Annotated in this window: 23 protein-coding genes; 21 read left to right on the top strand and 2 right to left on the bottom strand. The window is 71.4% G+C overall.

Annotated elements, in window-relative coordinates:
• Positions 1 to 73: 73 nt before the first annotated feature.
• Positions 74 to 1,651 carry an oxidoreductase gene (locus ACZ7M2_RS01740; protein WP_471593729.1) on the bottom strand — a complete coding sequence of 526 codons (1,578 nt, stop codon included), beginning with the start codon at positions 1,649 to 1,651 and terminating at the stop codon, positions 74 to 76.
• Between the two features lie 192 nt (positions 1,652 to 1,843).
• Here ACZ7M2_RS01740 and hisD point away from each other — a divergent pair, with 192 nt between their 5' ends.
• The 10 genes from hisD (at position 1,844) to ACZ7M2_RS01690 (ending at position 9,545) form a co-directional block, all read left to right on the top strand.
• The gene (hisD, locus tag ACZ7M2_RS01735) at positions 1,844 to 3,166 is read left to right on the top strand and encodes a histidinol dehydrogenase (protein WP_471593728.1); all 1,323 of its coding nucleotides are present in this window, start codon (positions 1,844 to 1,846) and stop codon (positions 3,164 to 3,166) included.
• Positions 3,163 to 4,278, top strand: coding sequence for a histidinol-phosphate transaminase (locus tag ACZ7M2_RS01730; protein WP_471593727.1), 1,116 nt, complete (start codon positions 3,163 to 3,165; stop codon positions 4,276 to 4,278). Before hisD ends, ACZ7M2_RS01730 begins: the two co-directional genes overlap by 4 nt.
• Positions 4,275 to 4,868, top strand: coding sequence for an imidazoleglycerol-phosphate dehydratase HisB (hisB, locus tag ACZ7M2_RS01725; RefSeq protein ID WP_054217455.1), 594 nt, complete (start codon positions 4,275 to 4,277; stop codon positions 4,866 to 4,868). The genes ACZ7M2_RS01730 and hisB overlap by 4 nt, the downstream gene beginning before the upstream one ends.
• Before the next feature lie 4 nt (positions 4,869 to 4,872).
• Positions 4,873 to 5,037, top strand: coding sequence for a hypothetical protein (locus ACZ7M2_RS01720; RefSeq protein ID WP_054231464.1), 165 nt, complete (start codon positions 4,873 to 4,875; stop codon positions 5,035 to 5,037).
• The gene (gene hisH, locus ACZ7M2_RS01715; protein WP_352046563.1) at positions 5,028 to 5,675 is read left to right on the top strand and encodes an imidazole glycerol phosphate synthase subunit HisH; all 648 of its coding nucleotides are present in this window, start codon (positions 5,028 to 5,030) and stop codon (positions 5,673 to 5,675) included. Before ACZ7M2_RS01720 ends, hisH begins: the two co-directional genes overlap by 10 nt.
• A complete protein-coding gene (gene priA, locus ACZ7M2_RS01710; protein ID WP_067363806.1) occupies positions 5,672 to 6,397 on the top strand; it encodes a bifunctional 1-(5-phosphoribosyl)-5-((5-phosphoribosylamino)methylideneamino)imidazole-4-carboxamide isomerase/phosphoribosylanthranilate isomerase PriA in 726 nt (241 codons plus the stop codon). Before hisH ends, priA begins: the two co-directional genes overlap by 4 nt.
• Entirely contained in the window at positions 6,394 to 6,807 is a 414-nt protein-coding gene (locus ACZ7M2_RS01705; protein WP_471593726.1) for a RidA family protein, read from the top strand. Before priA ends, ACZ7M2_RS01705 begins: the two co-directional genes overlap by 4 nt.
• Positions 6,804 to 7,559: an imidazole glycerol phosphate synthase subunit HisF gene (gene hisF / locus ACZ7M2_RS01700; RefSeq protein ID WP_352046561.1), complete on the top strand. Its 756-nt coding sequence runs from the start codon at positions 6,804 to 6,806 to the stop codon at positions 7,557 to 7,559. Before ACZ7M2_RS01705 ends, hisF begins: the two co-directional genes overlap by 4 nt.
• 133 nt (positions 7,560 to 7,692) lie before the next feature.
• Entirely contained in the window at positions 7,693 to 8,283 is a 591-nt protein-coding gene (locus ACZ7M2_RS01695; RefSeq protein WP_471593725.1) for an ArsR/SmtB family transcription factor, read from the top strand.
• A gap of 14 nt (positions 8,284 to 8,297) precedes the next feature.
• Complete coding sequence (locus ACZ7M2_RS01690; protein WP_471593724.1) at positions 8,298 to 9,545, top strand: MFS transporter; 1,248 nt, start codon at positions 8,298 to 8,300, stop codon at positions 9,543 to 9,545.
• A 9-nt stretch (positions 9,546 to 9,554) separates the two neighbouring features.
• Here ACZ7M2_RS01690 and ACZ7M2_RS01685 read toward each other — a convergent pair whose 3' ends face one another.
• Positions 9,555 to 10,190, bottom strand: coding sequence for a TIGR03085 family metal-binding protein (locus tag ACZ7M2_RS01685; protein WP_471593723.1), 636 nt, complete (start codon positions 10,188 to 10,190; stop codon positions 9,555 to 9,557).
• 119 nt (positions 10,191 to 10,309) lie between these two features.
• Between ACZ7M2_RS01685 and hisI the strand changes: the two genes are divergently transcribed.
• The 11 genes from hisI (at position 10,310) to lgt (ending at position 19,688) form a co-directional block, all read left to right on the top strand.
• A complete protein-coding gene (gene hisI, locus ACZ7M2_RS01680) occupies positions 10,310 to 10,735 on the top strand; it encodes a phosphoribosyl-AMP cyclohydrolase (protein ID WP_471593722.1) in 426 nt (141 codons plus the stop codon).
• 11 nt (positions 10,736 to 10,746) lie between these two features.
• A complete protein-coding gene (locus ACZ7M2_RS01675) occupies positions 10,747 to 12,234 on the top strand; it encodes an anthranilate synthase component I (protein ID WP_471593721.1) in 1,488 nt (495 codons plus the stop codon).
• A 96-nt stretch (positions 12,235 to 12,330) separates the two neighbouring features.
• Positions 12,331 to 12,984: a TIGR02234 family membrane protein gene (locus ACZ7M2_RS01670; RefSeq protein WP_471593720.1), complete on the top strand. Its 654-nt coding sequence runs from the start codon at positions 12,331 to 12,333 to the stop codon at positions 12,982 to 12,984.
• A 169-nt stretch (positions 12,985 to 13,153) separates the two neighbouring features.
• The gene (locus ACZ7M2_RS01665; RefSeq protein WP_352046554.1) at positions 13,154 to 13,405 is read left to right on the top strand and encodes an HGxxPAAW family protein; all 252 of its coding nucleotides are present in this window, start codon (positions 13,154 to 13,156) and stop codon (positions 13,403 to 13,405) included.
• A 114-nt stretch (positions 13,406 to 13,519) separates the two neighbouring features.
• A complete protein-coding gene (locus tag ACZ7M2_RS01660) occupies positions 13,520 to 13,972 on the top strand; it encodes a DUF2752 domain-containing protein (RefSeq protein ID WP_471593719.1) in 453 nt (150 codons plus the stop codon).
• A gap of 158 nt (positions 13,973 to 14,130) precedes the next feature.
• A complete protein-coding gene (gene trpC / locus ACZ7M2_RS01655) occupies positions 14,131 to 14,940 on the top strand; it encodes an indole-3-glycerol phosphate synthase TrpC (protein ID WP_352046552.1) in 810 nt (269 codons plus the stop codon).
• A 67-nt stretch (positions 14,941 to 15,007) separates the two neighbouring features.
• Positions 15,008 to 15,232, top strand: a complete 225-nt coding sequence (gene trpM, locus ACZ7M2_RS01650) for a tryptophan biosynthesis modulator TrpM (protein WP_471594498.1) — start codon at positions 15,008 to 15,010, stop codon at positions 15,230 to 15,232.
• A 195-nt stretch (positions 15,233 to 15,427) separates the two neighbouring features.
• On the top strand, positions 15,428 to 16,720 hold the full coding sequence (gene trpB / locus ACZ7M2_RS01645; protein ID WP_382190626.1) for a tryptophan synthase subunit beta: 1,293 nt from the start codon (positions 15,428 to 15,430) through the stop codon (positions 16,718 to 16,720).
• Complete coding sequence (trpA, locus tag ACZ7M2_RS01640; RefSeq protein ID WP_471593718.1) at positions 16,717 to 17,532, top strand: tryptophan synthase subunit alpha; 816 nt, start codon at positions 16,717 to 16,719, stop codon at positions 17,530 to 17,532. The genes trpB and trpA overlap by 4 nt, the downstream gene beginning before the upstream one ends.
• 117 nt (positions 17,533 to 17,649) lie before the next feature.
• A complete protein-coding gene (locus tag ACZ7M2_RS01635) occupies positions 17,650 to 18,426 on the top strand; it encodes a DsbA family protein (protein ID WP_471593717.1) in 777 nt (258 codons plus the stop codon).
• Between the two features lie 191 nt (positions 18,427 to 18,617).
• Positions 18,618 to 19,688 carry a prolipoprotein diacylglyceryl transferase gene (gene lgt, locus ACZ7M2_RS01630; protein WP_471593716.1) on the top strand — a complete coding sequence of 357 codons (1,071 nt, stop codon included), beginning with the start codon at positions 18,618 to 18,620 and terminating at the stop codon, positions 19,686 to 19,688.
• Positions 19,689 to 19,690: the final 2 nt, after the last annotated feature.

Here is a 19,690-nt window from a genome sequence, read left to right as displayed (position 1 = left end):
ACTGTTGTTCTACTATTGAACACCTGTCAACAGTATGGCCGGATGTCGCCCCTACCAGGCCCCGCCGGGCCCCTCAGCTGCGGCGCAGCAGCCGCGTCGCCCCCGCCGCCACCGTCGTCGCCAGGATCCAGCCCAGGAGGATCACCACCGCGGCCAGCCACTGCCAGCCGCCGCGCAGCTGCCAGACGTCCACCTGGCCGAGGTCGATCACCGGCAGCAGAAGGTCGAGGGCGAACAGCGCGGCGTTCCACGGCGGATGCCCGCCGTTCGCCGGGGTGTGGGTCGCGTGCGAGAAGGCGATCGAGGACGCCGCCCACAGCACCGCCATCCACAGGGCGGCCCGGCCGGGCCGGTACCCGTAGGCGACCGTCCAGTCCTGCGCGTACCCCCACAGCTTGGCCGCGAGCGGCAGGGTCTCGCGGCGGCGGCGCTGCTTGGCGAGCAGCACCTCGCGCGCGTCCTCGTCCTCGCCGGAGTCGCGCAGCACGGTGGCCAGCCGCTCGTACGGCTCCGGGCTGTACTCCGCGGTCGCCGCCGCCACCCACTCCAGGCGCCGGGTCAGCGGGAAGCCCCCCTGCGGTACGAGGTTCTCGTAGCTGAAGCCGCCCATGTGGAGGTTGCCCGGGCCCGGCCAGCTGTCAGCCCGGTCGACGAGATTGACGATCCGCGCCCCCGACAGGACCACCTTGCCCCGCTCGGGACGCTCCCCGAGAAAGCGCAGCTCGGGCGTCTGCACCCGCAGCAGGGACAGCTCCTGGTCGTCGTCGAAGGTGAAACGGGCCCGCTCGAAGTCGAGGGCGTCCCCGAACCGTCCGTCGTCGAGGCGGATCCCGCCCTGGCACTCGAAGCGCTGCACCAGCGTCCCGCGCGCCGGGGTGGTGCCGCTGGTCAGCAGGGGATTGCCGAGGCCCGCGGGGGTCATGTAGAGCGTGCGGTTGACGGTCAGCTGGGGAGCGTTCAGCGCAAGCCGCGAGTACGGGTTGTTCAGCTTGCTGCCGCGCAGACTGAGTGAGACACCGACGGTGGCGCCGCGCAGGCTCAGCTCGCCGTGCGACTCCAGCATCTCGGCCTGCAGGTCCTGCCCCACCGTCATGCCGTCGCCGGTGAGTGAGCGGCCGCGCCGGTCCCGGTAGACCACGGCCTGGTTGAGCAGCAGATCTGTACCGATGTGCGCGTCGGTCAGCCGCACCCCGTTGTGGAAGCGGCAGCGGGGCAGATGCAGATCGCCCTCGGTGTGCACCCGGGCCGCCTCCAGGCGCGGCACCGAGCAGTTGACCAGACGTACGGTCGTGAAGTGCGCCTCCGGCAGCAGGATCTCCTTCTCGAACCGGCAGCCCTTCAGCTCGACGTACGGCACCACCGTGCCACCCGCGAGATCGAGGACGTCCGTGATCTGTACGCCGGTCAGCTTCAGGGAGGCGACCCGGCCCTGGAGGGCGGGCGGCCCGTCGAGCAGCAGCCATGCCACGATCCGGGCCCGGACACCGCGCTCGGGCCCCCAGGGATGGCCGCCGTGCGGATCGTCCACGGTCATGTCGCCGCTGCGCAGGTCGTACACGCTGCCGTTGCGGAAGGCCTGCCACATCCCGGCCTCGGCGGCGGTCAGCTCGTCCGGCAGGTCCCCACCGCGGAGGCCGGCACCCTCGGTCACGTCACGTCCCTCCCTCCCCAGCTACTCGCGGGTTTCGTACAGCCGTTCATGCCCGCTGTGTGACGGGCCGAACGCTATTGGTGACGGAGATCTCCAGGGGGAGCCTGGGACGGCTTGTATCAGCCATTGATACAGGCGTCCGGCGCCTTATCGCCGTCTGAGAGAATTGGGACCGTGCTGCAATCTCTACGTATGGCCCGAATCGATCTGCGCGGCGACGCCCTCCCCGAGGGCTCCGCCCTGCGCGACCTGCTGCCCCGAGCCGACTTCGACGTTCAGGCCGCCCTGGAGAAGGTGCGTCCGATCTGCGAGGCCGTGCATCATCGTGGCGACGCGGCACTGATCGACTACGCGGAGAAATTCGACGGGGTGCAGCTGGAGTCCGTACGGGTTCCGGCCCAGGCCCTCGCCGAGGCCCTGGAGCAGCTCGACCCGGCCGTGCGCGCGGCCCTGGAGGAGTCCATCCGCCGCGCCCGCCTGGTCCACCGCGAGCAGCGCCGCGCCGCGCACACCACCCAGGTCGCGCCGGGCGGCTCGGTCACCGAGAAGTGGGTGCCGGTCGAGCGCGTGGGCCTGTACGCCCCCGGCGGCCGCTCCGTGTACCCGTCATCCGTGATCATGAACGTGGTCCCGGCCCAGGAAGCCGGGGTCGGTTCCATCGCGCTCGCCTCTCCGGCCCAGGCCGAGTTCGGCGGGCTGCCGCACCCGACGATCCTGGCCGCCTGCGCGCTGCTCGGCGTCGACGAGGTGTACGCGGCGGGCGGCGCCACCGCCGTCGCGATGTTCGCGTACGGCACCGAGTCCTGCCCGCCCGCCAACATGGTCACAGGGCCCGGCAACATCTGGGTCGCCGCCGCCAAGCGGTACTTCGCAGGCAAGATCGGCATCGACGCCGAGGCCGGTCCCACCGAGATCGCGATCCTCGCGGACGAGACGGCCGACCCGGTGCACGTGGCCTCCGACCTGATCAGCCAGGCCGAGCACGACCCGCTCGCCGCCGCCGTCCTCGTCACGGACTCCGTCGAGCTGGCGGAGGCGGTCGAGAAGGAGCTGGAGCCGCAGGTCGCGGCCACCAAGCACATCGAGGACCGGATCGTCCCCGCGCTCCGCGGCAGGCAGTCCGCGATCGTCCTCGTCGACGGCGTGGACGAGGGACTGCGGGTCGTCGACGCGTACGGCGCCGAGCACCTGGAGATCCAGACGGCGGACGCTGCCGCCGTCGCGGACCGGGTCAAGAACGCGGGCGCGATCTTCGTCGGCGCCTGGGCGCCGGTGTCGCTGGGCGACTACTGCGCGGGCTCCAACCACGTGCTGCCCACCGGCGGCTGCGCCTGCCACTCCTCGGGGCTGAGCGTCCAGTCCTTCCTGCGCGGGATCCACATCGTGGACTACACGCGCGACGCCCTCGCCGAGGTGGCGCACCACGTGGTGACGCTCGCGGAGGCGGAGGACCTGCCGGCCCACGGGGCGGCGATCAAGGCTCGTTTCGGGTGGAAGGTTCCAGAGAGCAAGTGACCGGTATCGACGATCTTCCCGTACGGGACGAGCTGCGCGGCAAGTCCCCCTACGGCGCGCCCCAACTCGACGTGCCCGTACGGCTGAACACCAACGAGAACCCGTACCCGCTGCCCGAACCGCTCGTCGAGCGGATCGCCGAGCGGGTCCGCGAGGCCGCCCGCAACCTCAACCGCTACCCCGACCGTGACGCGGTGGAGCTCCGTACGGAGCTGGCCAAGTACCTGACGAGGACAGGCGGACACCGGGTCGGCGTCGAGAACGTCTGGGCGGCCAACGGCTCGAACGAGGTCATCCAGCAGCTGCTGCAGACCTTCGGCGGCCCCGGCCGTACGGCGATCGGCTTCGAGCCCTCGTACTCGATGCACGCGCTCATCGCGCGCGGCACCGGCACGGCCTGGATCTCGGGTCCGCGCAGCGAGGACTTCACGATCGACCGGGCCGCCGCCGAGCGGGCCATCGCCGAGAGCCGCCCGGACGTCGTCTTCATCACCACCCCCAACAACCCCACGGGCAACGCGGTGCCGCGCGAGACGGTCCTCGCCCTGTACGAGGCCGCGCAGGCCGCCAGGCCGTCCATGGTCGTGGTCGACGAGGCGTACATCGAGTTCAGCCACGGCGACTCGCTGCTGCCGCTGATCGAAGGCCGGCCCAATCTCGTCGTGTCGCGGACGATGTCGAAGGCGTTCGGCGCGGCCGGACTGCGCCTCGGCTATCTCGCCGCGCACCCCGCGGTCGTCGACGCGGTCCAGCTCGTACGGCTGCCCTACCACCTGTCGGCCGTCGCGCAGGCCACCGCCCTCGCCGCCCTGGAGCACACCGACACGCTGCTCGGATACGTCGAGCAGCTGAAGGCCGAGCGGGACCGCCTGGTCGCCGAACTGCGTGCGATCGGGTACGAGGTGACCGAGTCCGACGCGAACTTCGTCCAGTTCGGGCGATTCGACGGCAAGGGCGGCTCCCACGAGGCCTGGCAGAAGATCCTCGACCGGGGCGTCCTGGTCCGGGACAACGGCGTACCGGGATGGCTGCGGGTCTCCGCCGGCACCCCGGCCGAAAACGACGCGTTCCTGGACGCGGTCCGTGAGTTGAAGAAGGAGCAGAGCGCATGAGCCGCGTCGGAAGAGTGGAGCGGACGACCAAGGAGACGTCGGTCCTCGTCGAGATCGATCTCGACGGGTCCGGCAAGGTCGAGGTGTCGACGGGCGTCGGCTTCTACGACCACATGCTCGACCAGCTCGGCCGGCACGGTCTGTTCGACCTGACCGTGAAGACCGAGGGCGACCTGCACATCGACTCGCACCACACCATCGAGGACACCGCCCTCGCGCTCGGTGCCGCCTTCAAGCAGGCACTCGGCGACAAGGTGGGTATCTACCGCTTCGGCAACTGCACGGTCCCGCTGGACGAGTCCCTCGCCCAGGTGACCGTCGACCTGTCGGGCCGCCCCTACCTCGTGCACACCGAGCCCGAGAACATGGCGCCGATGATCGGCGAGTACGACACGACGATGACCCGGCACATCCTGGAGTCCTTCGTCGCCCAGGCCCAGATCGCACTGCACGTGCACGTGCCCTACGGGCGCAACGCGCACCACATCGTGGAGTGCCAGTTCAAGGCGCTCGCCCGGGCGCTGCGGTACGCCTCCGAGCGCGACCCCCGCGCCGCCGGCATCCTCCCCTCCACGAAGGGCGCACTGTAAAACCATGACAGGCCTCAACACCATCCTCATCGTCGTCGGGCTCTTCCTCCTGGGCGGTGTCTACTCCTTCGTCAAGCAGAAGATGCCCGCGAGTCTCATCGTGCTGCTCTCCATCGGCGCCGCGATGTGTCTGATCGCGGGCGTCATGAGGCTGGAGGTGTGGAATTGACCGCTCCTAAGAAGGTCGTCGTCTTCGACTACGGCTTCGGGAACGTGCGTTCCGCCGAGCGTGCCCTCGCGCGCGCGGGCGCCGAGGTCGAGATAACGCGTGACTTCGACCAGGCCATGAACGCGGACGGGCTGCTGGTGCCCGGCGTCGGCGCCTTCGCCGCCTGCATGAAGGGCCTCAAGGACGCCCGCGGCGACTGGATCATCGGCCGCCGTCTGTCCGGTGGCCGCCCGGTGATGGGCATCTGCGTCGGTATGCAGATCCTCTTCGCGCGCGGCATCGAGCACGGCGTGGAGACCGAGGGCCTCGACGAGTGGCCCGGCACGGTCGAGCCGCTCCAGGCCGACATCGTGCCCCACATGGGCTGGAACACGGTCGAGGCCCCGGCCGGCTCCCAGCTCTTCGCGGGCCTCGACGCCGACGCGCGCTTCTACTTCGTGCACTCCTACGCCGTCCACGACTGGTCCCTGGAAGTGGGCAACCCGGCGCTGCGCGCACCCCTGGTGACCTGGTCGACGCACGGCAAGCCCTTCGTGGCGGCCGTCGAGAACGGCCCCCTGTGGGCCACGCAGTTCCACCCCGAGAAGTCCGGCGACGCCGGAGCCCAGCTCCTCACCAACTGGATCGGAACACTGTGAGCAAGCTCGAACTCCTCCCCGCCGTCGACGTCCGCGACGGCCAGGCCGTCCGGCTCGTGCACGGCGAGTCCGGGACGGAAACTTCTTACGGCTCCCCCCTTGAGGCCGCCCTCGCCTGGCAGAGCTCGGGTGCCGAGTGGCTGCACCTCGTCGACCTGGACGCCGCGTTCGGCACCGGCGACAACCGCAAGCTGATCGCCGAGGTCGCCGGCGCCATGGACATCAAGGTCGAGCTGTCCGGCGGCATCCGCGACGACGACACGCTCGCAGCGGCCCTCGCCACCGGCTGCACGCGGGTCAACCTCGGCACCGCCGCCCTGGAGACCCCCGAGTGGGTCGCCAAGGTCATCGCCGAGCACGGCGACAAGATCGCGGTCGGTCTCGACGTACGCGGCACGACGCTGCGCGGCCGCGGCTGGACCCGCGACGGCGGCGACCTCTACGAGACGCTGGAGCGCCTCAACGCCGAGGGCTGCGCGCGCTACGTCGTCACGGACATCGCCAAGGACGGCACGCTGCAGGGCCCGAACCTGGAACTGCTGCGCAATGTGTGCGCCGCGACGGACCGCCCGGTGGTCGCGTCGGGCGGGGTCTCCTCCCTGGACGACCTGCGCGCCATCGCCGAGCTCGTGCCGCTGGGCGTCGAGGGCTCCATCGTCGGCAAGGCCCTCTACGCCAAGGCGTTCACCCTGGAAGAGGCCCTGGAGGCGGTAGCCAAGTGAGCGACGTACGACGTGTCACGACCGGCGCGCCCTGGGAGGACGCCTTCGGCTACTCCCGCGCGGTGGAGCTGCCGAACGGCCTGGTGCTGGTCGCAGGCTGCACCTCCGTGATCGACGGAGCGATCGTCGACGGCGACCCGTACGAACAGGCGGTCAACTCCTTCAACGTCGCGTTCGCCGCGTTGCGGGAGCTCGGCCTCGGCCGTGACGACGTCGTCCGTACGCGCATGTACATCACCCACGCCCGGGACGTGGAGGAGGTCGGACGCGCCCACAAGGAGCTGTTCGACACCGTGCGTCCCGCCGCGTCCATGATCATCGTCTCCGGCTTCGTGGACTCGCGACTGGTCGTCGAGGTCGAGGTGGAGGCGTTCCGCTCCGGCGGAGAAGACGGAGTGTCCGCAGCATGACCCTCGCCGTACGAGTCATCCCCTGCCTGGACGTGGACAACGGCCGGGTCGTCAAGGGTGTCAACTTCCAGAACCTGCGGGACGCGGGCGACCCCGTCGAGATGGCCAAGGTGTACGACGCCGAGGGCGCCGACGAGCTGACGTTCCTGGACATCACCGCGTCCTCGGGCAACCGCGAGACCACCTACGACGTGGTGCGCCGCACGGCCGAGCAGGTCTTCATCCCGCTCACCGTGGGCGGCGGCGTACGCACCGCCGAGGACGTCGACAAGCTGCTGCGGGCGGGCGCCGACAAGGTCGGGGTCAACACGGCCGCGATCGCCCGGCCCGAGCTCATCCGGGAGATCGCGGAGCGGTTCGGGCGGCAGGTGCTGGTGCTGTCGGTGGACGCCAGGCGCACTCCCGGGGGGACCTTCGAGGTCACCACCCACGGCGGGCGCAAGGGCACCGGCATCGACGCGGTCGAGTGGGCGCACCAGGCCGCCGAGCTGGGCGCGGGCGAGATCCTGCTCAACTCGATGGACGCGGACGGCACGAAGGACGGCTACGACATCGAGATGATCGAGGCCGTCCGTAAGCACGTCACCGTGCCGCTCATCGCCAGCGGGGGCGCGGGCCGGCTCGCCGACTTCCCGCCCGCCATCGCCGCGGGCGCCGACGCGGTGCTCGCCGCGTCCGTCTTCCACTTCGGGGATCTGCGGATCGGCCAGGTGAAGGACGCGCTGCGGGGGGCGGGGCGCCCCGTTCGCTGACGTCGGACACTTGACGGCGCTGTCGCCGTGAGCCCCGGTCACTGGGTGGCCGGGGCTCGCTTGTGGGTAGATGCGAAAGATAAGTTGCGCAAAATCTGTTGTGCAATTTTTCTTTCGTATCTACGGTGAGCTCATGGCCGAGAAGGAGAACCTCCGCCGCATCGCGGACATGGGCACGCTCAAGGCGATAGCCCATCCGCTGCGGATGCAGCTGTACCGGGCCCTGTACGTGGCCAGGACCGCGACCGCGTCCCAACTGGCCGAGCAGGTCGACGAGGCGCCCTCACTGGTCAGCTACCACCTGCGCAAGCTCGCCGAGCACGGGCTGATCGAGGAGGCCGAGCCCCGGAGCGAGGACGGCCGCGAGCGCTGGTGGCAGCCCTCTTCGGAGGGCGTGAGCATCCACGACGAGGACTTCCGGGACGCGCCCGAGAAGAGGGCCATGCATCTGGCGGCCACCCGGCTCTTCCACGAGCAGCGCAGCGACATGTACCGGCGCTACCTCGACGAGCGTCCCACCTGGGCCCCGGAGTGGAACACCGCCGCTCCGGACAACGAGTCCCTGCTGCGACTGACGGCGACAGAACTGTCCGAGCTCGGTGCGGAGCTGCTCGCCCTCATCAAGAAGTACGACGAGAAGAGCCGCGCCGACGAGGCGGCCGGTGCCACGGAAGGCCGCGAAAACGTGGCGCTGCATGTGTACGGCTTCCCGTTCCGCCCCTGAGAGGACGTACTCCAGTGACCGCGACCGTCATAGGCTCCGCCCCCGCGCACACCGACCGTCCGGCCCACCGTGACGGCAATGTGCTGCGCTGGCTGGGCGCCTACACGTCGTCGATGATCGGTGACAACGTCTACTACATCGCGTTGTCCTGGGCGGCCGTGCGGGCAGGCACTCCCTCGCAGGCCGGACTGGTGTTGGCCGTGAGTGCCGTGCCGCGGGCCCTGCTGATGCTGGGCGGGGGAGTGCTCGCCGATCGGTTCGGGCCGCGCCGGGTCGTCATCGGCAGCGACGCGGTGCGCTGCGCGGCCGTCCTCGCGGTGGCCGCACTGCTGCTCGTGGTCGGTCCCGGCCTGTGGCCGCTGACGCTGCTCGCCCTCGTCTTCGGCACCGTCGACGCCGTCTTCATGCCCGCCGTGGGCGCTCTCCCGGCCCGGGTCACCGGTCATGGTCAGCTCGCCCGCGTGCAGGGTATGCGGGGCCTCGCCATCCGCTTCGCCAATGTCGTCGGGGCGCCGCTCGGCGGCCTCGCCGTGGCGCTCGGCGGCTCGGCGACGGCGTTCGGCCTGGCGGGCCTGCTGATCGCCGTGTCCGTGCCGCTGCTCGTCTCCGTACGGATGAGGGAACTGCCCGCCGACGACAAGGCCGCGGAGCGCACCGCCTGGCGGGACCTCCGTGACGGCCTCGGCTACATCAGGCGACACCGCGTCCTCGCCCCGCTCATCGCGGCCATCGCCCTCGGTGACTTCGGCTTCGTCGGGCCGCTCAACGTGGGCCTGACCCTGCTGGCCGACCAGCGCGGTTGGGGCGCCGCCGGGATGGGCTGGGTGGTCGCCGGGTTCGGGACCGGTGCGGGCGTCGCCGCGCTGCTGCTGACCGTGCGCGGGCACCTGCCGCACGCGGGACGTCTGGCCGGGGTGGCGATCCTGGGGGGCTCGGTCGCGATCGGCGCGCTCGCCTATGCGCCGAGTGTCGCCGCGGCTGTCGGTGTCGCCCTGCTCGTGGGTCTGCTCGCGGGGCTCAGCGGAGCCTTGTGCGGCGCCCTGCTGCAGACCCATGCGGACCCCGCCTACCTGGGCCGCGTCACCGCCGTCGCGGGCCTCGTCAGCCTCGGTCTCGCCCCGCTGAGCATGCCGGCGGCCGCCGCCGCGATCGGCTGGTGGGGCACCGGACCGGTCTTCGTGGCCAGTGCCGCGGTCTGCGGCCTCGGCGGGGTCCTCGCGCTGTGCGTCCGCGACCTGCGCCGCGCCGAGCTGCCGAGCTGAGCAGGCCGCTCAGAGACCCAGCTGCCTCGTCTCACTCAGCTTCGCGATCGCGTCCTTGTCGCCCTCCAGCTCCACGTCGGCCGTCTTCTGCCGGCCGAGGGCGAACATCAGCAGCTCCGAAGGCTCGCCGGTCACCGTCACGACCGGTGTGCCCCGGTGGGCGACCGCCGTCTGGCCGTCCGGGCGGCGCAGCACCAGGCCGGTCGGGGCGCCACGGCCGGCGAGGCGGGCGGTGCGCTCCAGGCGGGACCACAGGGCGTCCTGGAAGACCGGGTCCAGCGGGCGCGGCGTCCAGTCCGGCTGGGCCCGCCGCACGTCCTCGGTGTGGACGTAGAACTCCACCGTGTTCGACGCCTCGTCGACCTGCTTCAGCGCGAAGGGCGAGAAGCGGGGCGGCCCCGTACGGATCAGCTGGATCAGCTCCTCGTACGGCTTCTCGGCGAACTCCGCCTGCACCCGCTCCAGACGCGGCGCGAGCTGTTTGAGCAGCAGCCCGCCCGCGGCGTCCGCGCGGCGCTCGCGCACCACCACGTGCGCGGCGAGATCACGGGTGTTCCAGCCCTCGCACAGGGTCGGGGCGTCCGGTCCCTCGGCCTCCAACAGGTCGGCGAGGAGAAGTCGTTCACGCTTGGCATGGGTCGACATGCCAGCAAGCCTACGACCGTCCCCGGAGCCGGCCCAGTGGACATCGGCGTTCAGGGGCGCACGGTCCGGCCTGTGGACAACGGGCGGGCGCGTCCCACGGGCGCGGCACAATGGTCGGCATGACCAGCACGCCCCCGCCCAGCACTCCCAGCGGCCTGGATCCCGAGATCGCCGCGCGCCTCAAGCGCAGCGTCGACGGACTCGTCCCCGCCATCGCCCAGCAGTACGACACCGGTGAGGTGCTGATGCTCGGCTGGATGGACGACGAGGCGCTGCACCGCACGCTCACCACGGGCCGCTGCACGTACTGGTCGCGCAGCCGCCGGGAGTACTGGGTGAAGGGCGACACCTCCGGCCACTTCCAGTGGGTGAAGTCCGTGGCCCTGGACTGCGACGCCGACACGATCCTGGTCCAGGTCGACCAGGTGGGCGCCGCCTGCCACACGGGCGCCCGTACCTGCTTCGACGAGGACGTGCTCCTCAAGGAGGCGGCCTCCGCGGACACCCAGGGCGCCGATTCCGGCGTACCGTCACTGGATCAGTAAGGTCAGCCGCCATGGACCTCGAGACGTTCCGCAAGCTGGCCACCGACCGCCGTGTCATCCCCGTCAGCCGCAAGCTCCTCGCCGACGGCGACACGCCGGTCGCGCTCTACCGCAAGCTGGCCGCCGAGCGCCCCGGCACCTTCCTCCTGGAATCCGCCGAGAACGGCCGCGCGTCCTTCTCGTGGTCCCGGTACTCCTTCATCGGCGTCCGCAGCCAAGCCACCCTGATCGAGCGCGACGGGCAGGCCCACTGGCTCGGCACCCCGCCCGTCGGCGTCCCCGTCGAGGGGGACCCGCTGGCCGCCCTGCGCGCCACCATCGAGGCCCTGCACACACCGCACGGAGAGGGTCTGCCCCCGTTCACCGGCGGCATGGTCGGCTACCTCGGCTACGACATCGTGCGCCGCCTGGAGAAGATCGGCCCCGGCGAGCGGGACGATCTGAAGCTGCCCGAGCTGACCATGCTGCTCACCAGCGACCTCGCCGTCATGGATCACTGGGACGGCTCGGTCCAGCTGATCGCCAACGCGATCAACCACAACGACCTCGACACGGGCGTCGACGAGGCCTACGCGGACGCGGTCGCCCGCCTCGATGCCATGGAGGCCGACCTCTCCCGCGCGGTCTCCCAGCCGCCCGCCGCGCTCCCGCCCTCCGAGCTGCCCGAGTACACCGCCCTGTGGGGCGGCCCGGACTTCCAGGACGCCGTCGAGGACATCAAGGAGCGCATCCGGGCGGGCGAGGCCTTCCAGGTCGTCCCCTCCCAGCGCTTCGAAACGCCGTGCACGGCAAGCGCGTTGGACGTCTATCGCGTACTGAGGGCGACCAATCCCTCCCCGTACATGTACCTCTTCCGCTTCGACGGCTTCGACGTCGTCGGCTCGTCTCCCGAGGCCCTGGTCAAGGTCGAGGACGGGCAGGCGATGGTGCACCCCATCGCGGGCACCCGGCCGCGCGGCGCCACCGTCCAGGAGGACCAGGCCCTCGCCGACGAACTGATCGCCGACCCCAAGGAGCGCGCCGAGCACCTGATGCTCGTCGACCTGGGGCGCAACGACCTGGGGCGGGTCTGCGAGCCCGGCTCCGTCGAGGTCGTCGACTTCATGTCCATCGAGCGCTACTCGCACGTGATGCACATCGTGTCCACCGTGACCGGACGCGTCGCGGCGGGCCGTACGGCCTTCGACGTGCTCACCGCCTGCTTCCCGGCCGGCACCCTCTCCGGCGCCCCCAAGCCGCGCGCGATGCAGATCATCGACGAACTCGAACCGTCCCGGCGGGGACTGTACGGCGGCTGCGTCGGCTACCTCGACTTCGCCGGCGACTCCGACACCGCCATCGCCATCCGTACGGCCCTGCTGCGCGACGGCACCGCGTACGTCCAGGCGGGCGCCGGCATCGTCGCGGACTCGGACCCCGTCGCCGAGGACGACGAGTGCCGCAACAAGGCCGCCGCGGTCCTGCGCGCGGTGCACACCGCCAACCGGCTCGGCCGGTAGCAGGCGGCGGAATCCGGGTTCTGCCCTACGAGTTCGGGCGATAGGACGAGGGTCACGTGAACCCCGGGTGACGGTTCGCCCGGGGTTCAGGCGATAGTGGACTACGTGACAGCTGTACCTCCCCCCCGATCCGAAGCCGCGGGACCCGCCCGGTCCGGCCGCCGAAGCCTCGCCGTCGCCCTGCTCAGCGGCGCCCTCGGCGCGGCCGTGGCGCTGCTCTCCACCCGGCAGAGCTGGTCGGCGGGCACCGCGACGGTGGCCGGCGGCGCCTTCCCGCTGACCGCCAAGGGCAGCGACGTCACGGGCGTGCCCGCGGCGCTCGCCATAGTGGGCCTCGCCGCACTCGTCGCCGTCTTCGCCGTCCGCAGTTCCGGGCGCTTCCTCGTCTCCGCCCTGCTCGCGCTCTCCGGCGCGGGCACGGTCGTGGCGGCGGTGCTCGGCGCGAACGACAGCTCCGCCCTCGACGAGAAGGCCGCGGCCGCCTCCGGCGACACCGCCGCCACCGCGAGCGCCCTCAGCCACACCGCCTGGCCCTACGCGGCCGCGGCGGGCGGCGCGCTCATCCTCCTCGCGGGGCTGCTCGCGCTGCGCTACGGACGGCTGTGGCCCGCGATGTCCGGCCGCTACGAGCGCGACGGGACGCCCCGGCCGCGCAAGGCCAGGCCGGTCGACCCCGACCGGCCCGAGGACATCTGGAAAGCGCTCGACCGGGGCGAGGACCCGACGGGACCGGATCCGGCCGGGACCTAGGACCGGAATCGGGCAGACCGGGCCGGGCCCTACGGCCCGGGACCTTGGTCGTGACGTGCAGAATGTGACGTGGCAGTCGCCACCCCGCGCTCCCGCCCCAGGCGTGCGTACGGGAGAATGGACGATGAGCGTCCGACTCACACACGTAATCAGCAACGAGGAGCAAGTCATGGCGGGCAGCAGCCACGGTCACACCCCGGCCGCCTGGACCGGTGTCATCATCGCCTTCATCGGTTTCTGCGTCGCGGGTGCCTTCATGGTGATGGCCAACCCGCTGGGCTTCTGGGCCGGCATGGTCATCGTCGTCCTCGGCGGTGTCGTCGGCATGGCCATGCGCGCGGCGGGCCTCGGCCAGCCGAAGAGGACCGCGGCCCCGGTCGCCGCGCACCCGGTCCGCGAGGCCGTCGGCGCCGAGAGCTGACCCCCCAGGGCTTCTCGAGAGGCGGTCCCGGCACTCCCGCCGGGACCGCCTCTCGCGCGTCCGCCCGGGGCACGCCGCACCCGCGGCGAGCGCGCCACGCCCGGGACGGGCAGAATGCGACGGGTGAACGCCGAAACCCGGAGGGTGACAGGGCCCCGACCTGCTGAGCGGGTCGTGGCGCGGCGGCTCGTCGTCCCCGCGGGGATGCTCGCGGCCGTCGCCGGCGCCTTCGCGTACGTCGGGGCCGTGGACCCCAACCAGCCCGGGCACTACCCCGTCTGCCCGCTGCTGCGCTACACGGGCCTGTACTGCCCCGGCTGCGGCGGTCTGCGCAGCGCGCACGCCTTCGTGCACGGGGATTTCGCGGCGGCTTTCACGGACAACGCGCTCGCCGTCACGGGCTACTTCGTCTTCGCGGTGGTGTGGACCGTCTGGGCGGTCCGCTCGGCGCGCGGACGGCCGCTGCGGATCGACCTGGGGCCCGTGCACCTGTGGAGCGCGGGTGTGTTGCTCCTGGTCTTCACCGTTGTCCGGAACCTGCCCTTCGGCGGCTGGCTGCACCCTTGATCAAATGGCAAACGTCCAGGTAGTGGGACCGGCGTCAACCGGATGTGAAGCCTAGGCCTTCCTCCGGATACCATCGGAGTGACCCGTCATGACCGTCGGAACGGCGGTCTGGGGTCGACAGGCTCAACCGTTCACCGTCAGGGAAGGGGGCCGCTCGCGTGAGTGTGCTCGACGAGATCATCGACGGAGTCCGTGCCGACCTCGCGGAGCGGCAGGCGCGCGTCAGCCTCGACGAGCTCAAGGAGCGCGCGGCCAAGGCTCCCGCGGCCAAGGACGGCCTGGCCGCCCTGCGCGGCGACGGCGTCAAGGTCATCTGTGAGGTCAAGCGCTCCAGCCCGTCCAAGGGCGCGCTCGCCGCGATCGCCGACCCCGCGACCCTGGCCGCGGACTACGAGGCGGGCGGCGCGGCCGTCATCTCGGTCCTGACCGAGCAGCGCCGCTTCGGCGGCTCGCTGGCCGACCTGGAGGCCGTCCGCGCCCGGGTCGACATCCCCGTGCTCCGCAAGGACTTCATCGTCACGTCGTACCAGCTGTGGGAGGCCCGCGCGTACGGCGCCGACCTCGCGCTGCTGATCGTGGCCGCCCTCGACCAGGCCGCCCTGGAGTCCCTCATCGAGCGCGCGGAGTCCATCGGGCTCACACCGCTCGTCGAGGTGCACGACGAGGACGAGGCCGAGCGGGCGGTGGACGCCGGGGCGAAGGTCATCGGCGTCAACGCGCGCGACCTCAAGACCCTCAAGATCGACCGCACCACCTTCGAGCGGGTCGCTCCCGAGATCCCGTCCGGCCTCGTCAAGGTCGCCGAGTCCGGCGTCCGCGGGCCGCACGACCTCATCGCGTACGCCAATGCCGGCGCCGACGCGGTCCTGGTGGGCGAGTCCCTCGTCACGGGCCGCGACCCGAAGACGGCGGTCGCCGACCTCGTCGCGGCCGGGGCACACCCCGCGCTGCGCCACGGACGGAGCTGACACCCCGGTGTACAGCGCGCCCCACGCCACCGCAGACACCCGTCCGGGCCCACGCCCCGACGGGGGAGTGGCGTGCGTGCGGGCGGCTGCCGCCGGGACGCGCGATCCCTACGCCCGCCTGGCCCGCGGCTGCCGGCCGCGCGGCTGCCGGGCACCGGCCCGCCGCGTCCACGGGCGCCGCGTGCGGTATGTCATCGGTGACGAACCGGGCCAGGTCAACGGCATGCGATGGCCCGTCGGCGCACGCGTATCAGGCGCTGTTCCGGGCCCGCCGCACCCCGCGGTGAGCTGACGGCTCCCCGGCTCGGCCGGGGGTTCCCGGCTGCCGCTTTCCGTGTGCCCCGGCTCGTTTCCCGAGGATTTCGTCTCCGGGAAACGGCGGGTGGGCGGGAAACGAACGGTGCCGTCCGGGCAACCTGTGCGTGTGCGACCGACGTGACCCCTGTCCGACCTGTAACCGGGGCTGTCGCCCCTGCGAGGTATCCGCATGCCCAGCGAGTTCTTCATTCCCGACCCCGAGGGTCAAGTTCCCACCGCCGAGGGGTACTTCGGCGCGTTCGGCGGCAAGTTCATCCCGGAGGCGCTGGTCGCCGCCGTGGACGAGGTCGCCGTCGAGTACGACAAGGCGAAGGCGGACCCCGAGTTCGCCCGCGAGCTCGACGACCTGCTCGTCCACTACACCGGGCGCCCGAGCTCACTCACCGAGGTGTCCCGCTTCGCCGAACACGCCGGTGGCGCGCGCGTCTTCCTCAAGCGCGAGGACCTCAACCACACCGGGTCCCACAAGATCAACAACGTGCTCGGCCAGGCCCTCCTCACCAAGCGGATGGGCAAGACCCGCGTCATCGCCGAGACCGGCGCCGGTCAGCACGGCGTGGCCACCGCCACCGCCTGCGCGCTCTTCGGCCTCGAGTGCACGATCTACATGGGTGAGATCGACACCCAGCGGCAGGCGCTCAACGTGGCCCGCATGCGCATGCTGGGCGCCGAGGTCATCGCCGTGAAGTCCGGCTCCCGCACCCTCAAGGACGCCATCAACGAGGCCTTCCGGGACTGGGTCGCCAACGTCGACCGCACGCACTACCTCTTCGGGACCGTCGCGGGGCCGCACCCCTTCCCCGCCATGGTCCGCGACTTCCACCGGGTCATCGGCGTCGAGGCCCGGCGGCAGATCCTGGAGCGCGCCGGACGGCTCCCCGACGCGGCCATCGCCTGCGTCGGCGGCGGCTCCAACGCCATCGGCCTCTTCCACGCCTTCATCCCGGACGCGGACGTACGCCTCATCGGCTGCGAGCCCGCCGGACACGGCGTGGAGACCGGGGAGCACGCCGCGACCCTGACCGCCGGTGAACCCGGCATCCTGCACGGGTCGCGGTCGTACGTCCTCCAGGACGAGGAAGGGCAGATCACCGAGCCCTACTCCATCTCGGCGGGCCTCGACTACCCGGGCATCGGACCCGAGCACTCCTACCTCAAGGACAGCGGCCGCGGCGAGTACCGCGCGGTCACCGACGACGCGGCCATGCAGGCCCTGCGCCTGCTCTCCCGCACCGAGGGCATCATCCCGGCGATCGAGAGCGCCCACGCGCTCGCCGGGGCCCTGGAGGTCGGCAAGGAGCTGGGCAAGGACGGGCTGATCATCGTCAACCTGTCCGGGCGCGGCGACAAGGACATGGACACGGCCGCCCGCTACTTCGGCCTGTACGACACCGCCGCCGACGCCGTCGTCGAGCCGGACGCCGACAGTGACACCGCCGAGATCGAGGGGGACGCCAAGTGAGCGGCAACATCCAGCTGTTGAGCGACACCCTCGCCGCCGCGAAGGCGGAGGGGCGCTCCGCGCTCATCGCGTACCTGCCGGCCGGGTTCCCGACGGTCGACGGCGGGATCGCGGCCGTCAAGGCCGTCTTCGAGGGCGGCGCGGACATCGTCGAGGTCGGTCTGCCGCACAGCGACCCCGTCCTCGACGGTCCCGTCATCCAGACCGCCGACGACATCGCCCTCAAGGGCGGCGTCAAGATCGCCGACGTCATGCGCACGGTCCGTGAGGCACACGGGGCCACCGGGAAGCCGGTGCTCGTCATGACGTACTGGAACCCCATCGACCGCTACGGCGTCGAGCGCTTCACCGCCGAACTGGCGGAGGCGGGCGGCGCGGGCTGCATCCTGCCCGACCTGCCCGTCCAGGAGTCGGCGCTGTGGCGTGAGCACGCGGAGAAGCACGGCCTCGCGACCGTCTTCGTCGTCGCGCCCAGCAGCAAGGACGCCCGGCTCGCCGAGATCACCGCGGCGGGCAGCGGCTTCGTGTACGCGGCCTCGCTGATGGGCGTCACGGGCACGCGGGAGTCCGTGGGGGCCCAGGCCCAGGACCTGGTGCGGCGCACCAAGGCCACCACCGAGCTGCCGGTCTGCGTCGGCCTCGGTGTCTCCGACGCCACCCAGGCGGCCGAGGTGGCCGGCTTCGCCGACGGCGTGATCGTCGGCTCGGCCTTCGTCAAGCGGATGCTGGACGCGGCGGACGAGGCCGCGGGCCTCGACGCGGTCCGCGCCCTCGCGGGCGATCTGGCGAAGGGCGTGCGCGGCACGGCCTGAGGCACCTTCCGCCGCGTACGTGTCCCGTTGCGCACGTAACGGACAATCCACTCACTCGAACGGGTGGACCTGGGACCGGGGAGGCGCGCTGCGCCTCCCCGGTTCGTTCTGCCGGTTGTGAGCGAGAAGAACCGTGACGGAAAGCGCACCGCCCGCGAGCGGATGGCGGTCGAGCGAGAGAAGCAGAAGTCCGCGGACAAGCGCCGCCGGGCGCTGATCGTGGGCGCGTCGGTGGTGTGCGTCCTGGCCCTTGCCGGGGTGGTGGGCGTCCTTGCCGCCAACTCGGGCAAGGACAAGAAGAGCGCCGCGTCGGGCCCGGCCGTGTCGCCCTCGGGTGCGACCGGCAAGGACGGCCTCGCGATCCCCGTCGGCAAGGACGGCGCCAAGTCGACCCTCACGGTCTGGGAGGACTTCCGCTGCCCGGCCTGTCAGGCCTTCGAGACGGTGTACCGCCCGACGATCCACGAGCTGGTGGACGCCGGAAAGCTCAGGGTCGAGTACCACCTGGTCACGCTCATCGACGACGGCAGGGGAGGCAGCGGCTCCCGGCACGCGGCCAATGCCGCGGCCTGCGCGCAGGACGCCGGAAAGTTCACGGCGTACCACGACGTGCTGTACGAGAACCAGCCCAGCGAGACCACCGACGACTTCTCGAACGACGGCAAGCTCATCGAGCTGGCGGGCAAGGTCGACGGCCTGGACACCCCCGCCTTCCAGAAGTGCGTCAAGGACGGCACGCACAACAGCTGGGTCGTGAAGTCGAACGCGGCCTTCCAGAGCAGCGGATTCCGGGGCACGCCGACCGTGCTGCTGGGCGGCAAGAACATCTACGAGGACCAGACGATGACCCCCGCGAAGCTCAAGCAGATGGTGGAGGCGGCGAACAAGGGCTGAGCCCCGCGTCGGCCCTGTGCCCCCGGCTCGGACACGGGCCGGGGGCGACTCATGTCGTCGCTCACGTCCTGACCCGAGTTGTGGCCTCTGTCACAGCCCCTGTCGGGGCCTCTGTTCAGGGCTCCTGTTATGGACCCGTAGCCGGGCTGCTTGCCGTGGGTCCGGTCCGGCAGGGTAGCGTCGACCCTGCCATGGATATCGCCTACATTCCCAGCCCGTCGCACGGTGTGGTGCACCTCGGCCCCATCCCGCTGCGCGGCTACGCGTTCTGCATCATCATCGGCGTCTTCGTAGCCGTCTGGCTCGGCAACAAACGCTGGATCGCCCGGGGCGGGCGGCCGGGCACGGTGGCCGACATCGCGGTGTGGGCCGTCCCGTTCGGCCTTGTCGGCGGCCGGCTCTACCACGTGATCACGGACTACGAGCTGTACTTCAGCGACGGCCGTAACTGGGTGGACGCCTTCAAGGTGTGGCAGGGCGGCCTCGGCATCTGGGGCGCGATCGCGCTCGGTGCGGTGGGCGCGTGGATCGGCTGCCGCCGACGCGGCATCCCGCTCCCCGCCTGGGCCGACGCCCTCGCCCCCGGCATCGTCTTCGCCCAGGCCATCGGGCGCTGGGGCAACTGGTTCAACCAGGAGCTGTACGGCAAGCCGACGGACGTGCCGTGGGCGCTGCACATCACGTCCTCCACGGACGGGCGCGTGCCGGGGTACTACCACCCGACGTTCCTGTACGAGTCCCTGTGGTGCGTCGGCGTCGGCTTCCTCGTCATCTGGGCGGACCGCCGCTTCAAGCTGGGCCACGGGCGGGCGTTCGCGCTGTACGTCGCCGCGTACTGCGTCGGCCGCGGCTGGATCGAGTACATGCGCGTCGACGACGCCCACCACATCCTGGGCCTGCGTCTCAACGACTGGACCGCGATGGTGGTCTTCCTCCTCTCGGTGACCTACATCGTGGTGTCGGCGAGGCTGCGGCCGGGACGCGAGGAGGTCGTCGAGCCGGACGGGGACACCCCCGACGGGGATGCGGTCGACCTCGACAAGAAGGCCGACAGCGAGGCCGACAGCAAGGCTGACGACGAGGCCGACGAGACGACCCACAAGAAGTCCGACGGCAAGAAGCTCGACGTCAAGAAGCCCGACGCGAAGACGGACACCGAGTCCGACGAACCCGCGCAGTCCGCGGAATCCGAGGAGCTCGTGGAGCCAGAGGAGTCCGTGGAGGCGACGAGGGGCGAGGCCGAGTCGGCCAAGAAGATCTGAGT

It is taken from the genome of Streptomyces sp. NPDC111507, from assembly GCF_055638955.1.
This window is presented reverse-complemented; position numbering and strand designations above follow the sequence as displayed.

Excerpts from the sequence above, each read along its gene's own strand:
- lgt (WP_471593716.1), top strand. The coding sequence starts at position 18,618 with ATGGATATCGCCTACATTCCCAGCCCGTCGCACGGTGTGGTGCACCTC.
- trpB (WP_382190626.1), top strand. The coding sequence starts at position 15,428 with ATGCCCAGCGAGTTCTTCATTCCCGACCCCGAGGGTCAAGTTCCCACC.
- ACZ7M2_RS01675 (WP_471593721.1), top strand. The coding sequence starts at position 10,747 with ATGGACCTCGAGACGTTCCGCAAGCTGGCCACCGACCGCCGTGTCATC.
- hisD (WP_471593728.1), top strand. The coding sequence starts at position 1,844 with ATGGCCCGAATCGATCTGCGCGGCGACGCCCTCCCCGAGGGCTCCGCC.
- ACZ7M2_RS01695 (WP_471593725.1), top strand. The coding sequence starts at position 7,693 with ATGGCCGAGAAGGAGAACCTCCGCCGCATCGCGGACATGGGCACGCTC.
- ACZ7M2_RS01685 (WP_471593723.1), bottom strand. The coding sequence starts at position 10,190 with ATGTCGACCCATGCCAAGCGTGAACGACTTCTCCTCGCCGACCTGTTG.
- hisI (WP_471593722.1), top strand. The coding sequence starts at position 10,310 with ATGACCAGCACGCCCCCGCCCAGCACTCCCAGCGGCCTGGATCCCGAG.
- ACZ7M2_RS01660 (WP_471593719.1), top strand. The coding sequence starts at position 13,520 with ATGCGACGGGTGAACGCCGAAACCCGGAGGGTGACAGGGCCCCGACCT.
- ACZ7M2_RS01720 (WP_054231464.1), top strand. The coding sequence starts at position 4,873 with ATGACAGGCCTCAACACCATCCTCATCGTCGTCGGGCTCTTCCTCCTG.
- hisF (WP_352046561.1), top strand. The coding sequence starts at position 6,804 with ATGACCCTCGCCGTACGAGTCATCCCCTGCCTGGACGTGGACAACGGC.
- ACZ7M2_RS01665 (WP_352046554.1), top strand. The coding sequence starts at position 13,154 with ATGGCGGGCAGCAGCCACGGTCACACCCCGGCCGCCTGGACCGGTGTC.
- hisB (WP_054217455.1), top strand. The coding sequence starts at position 4,275 with ATGAGCCGCGTCGGAAGAGTGGAGCGGACGACCAAGGAGACGTCGGTC.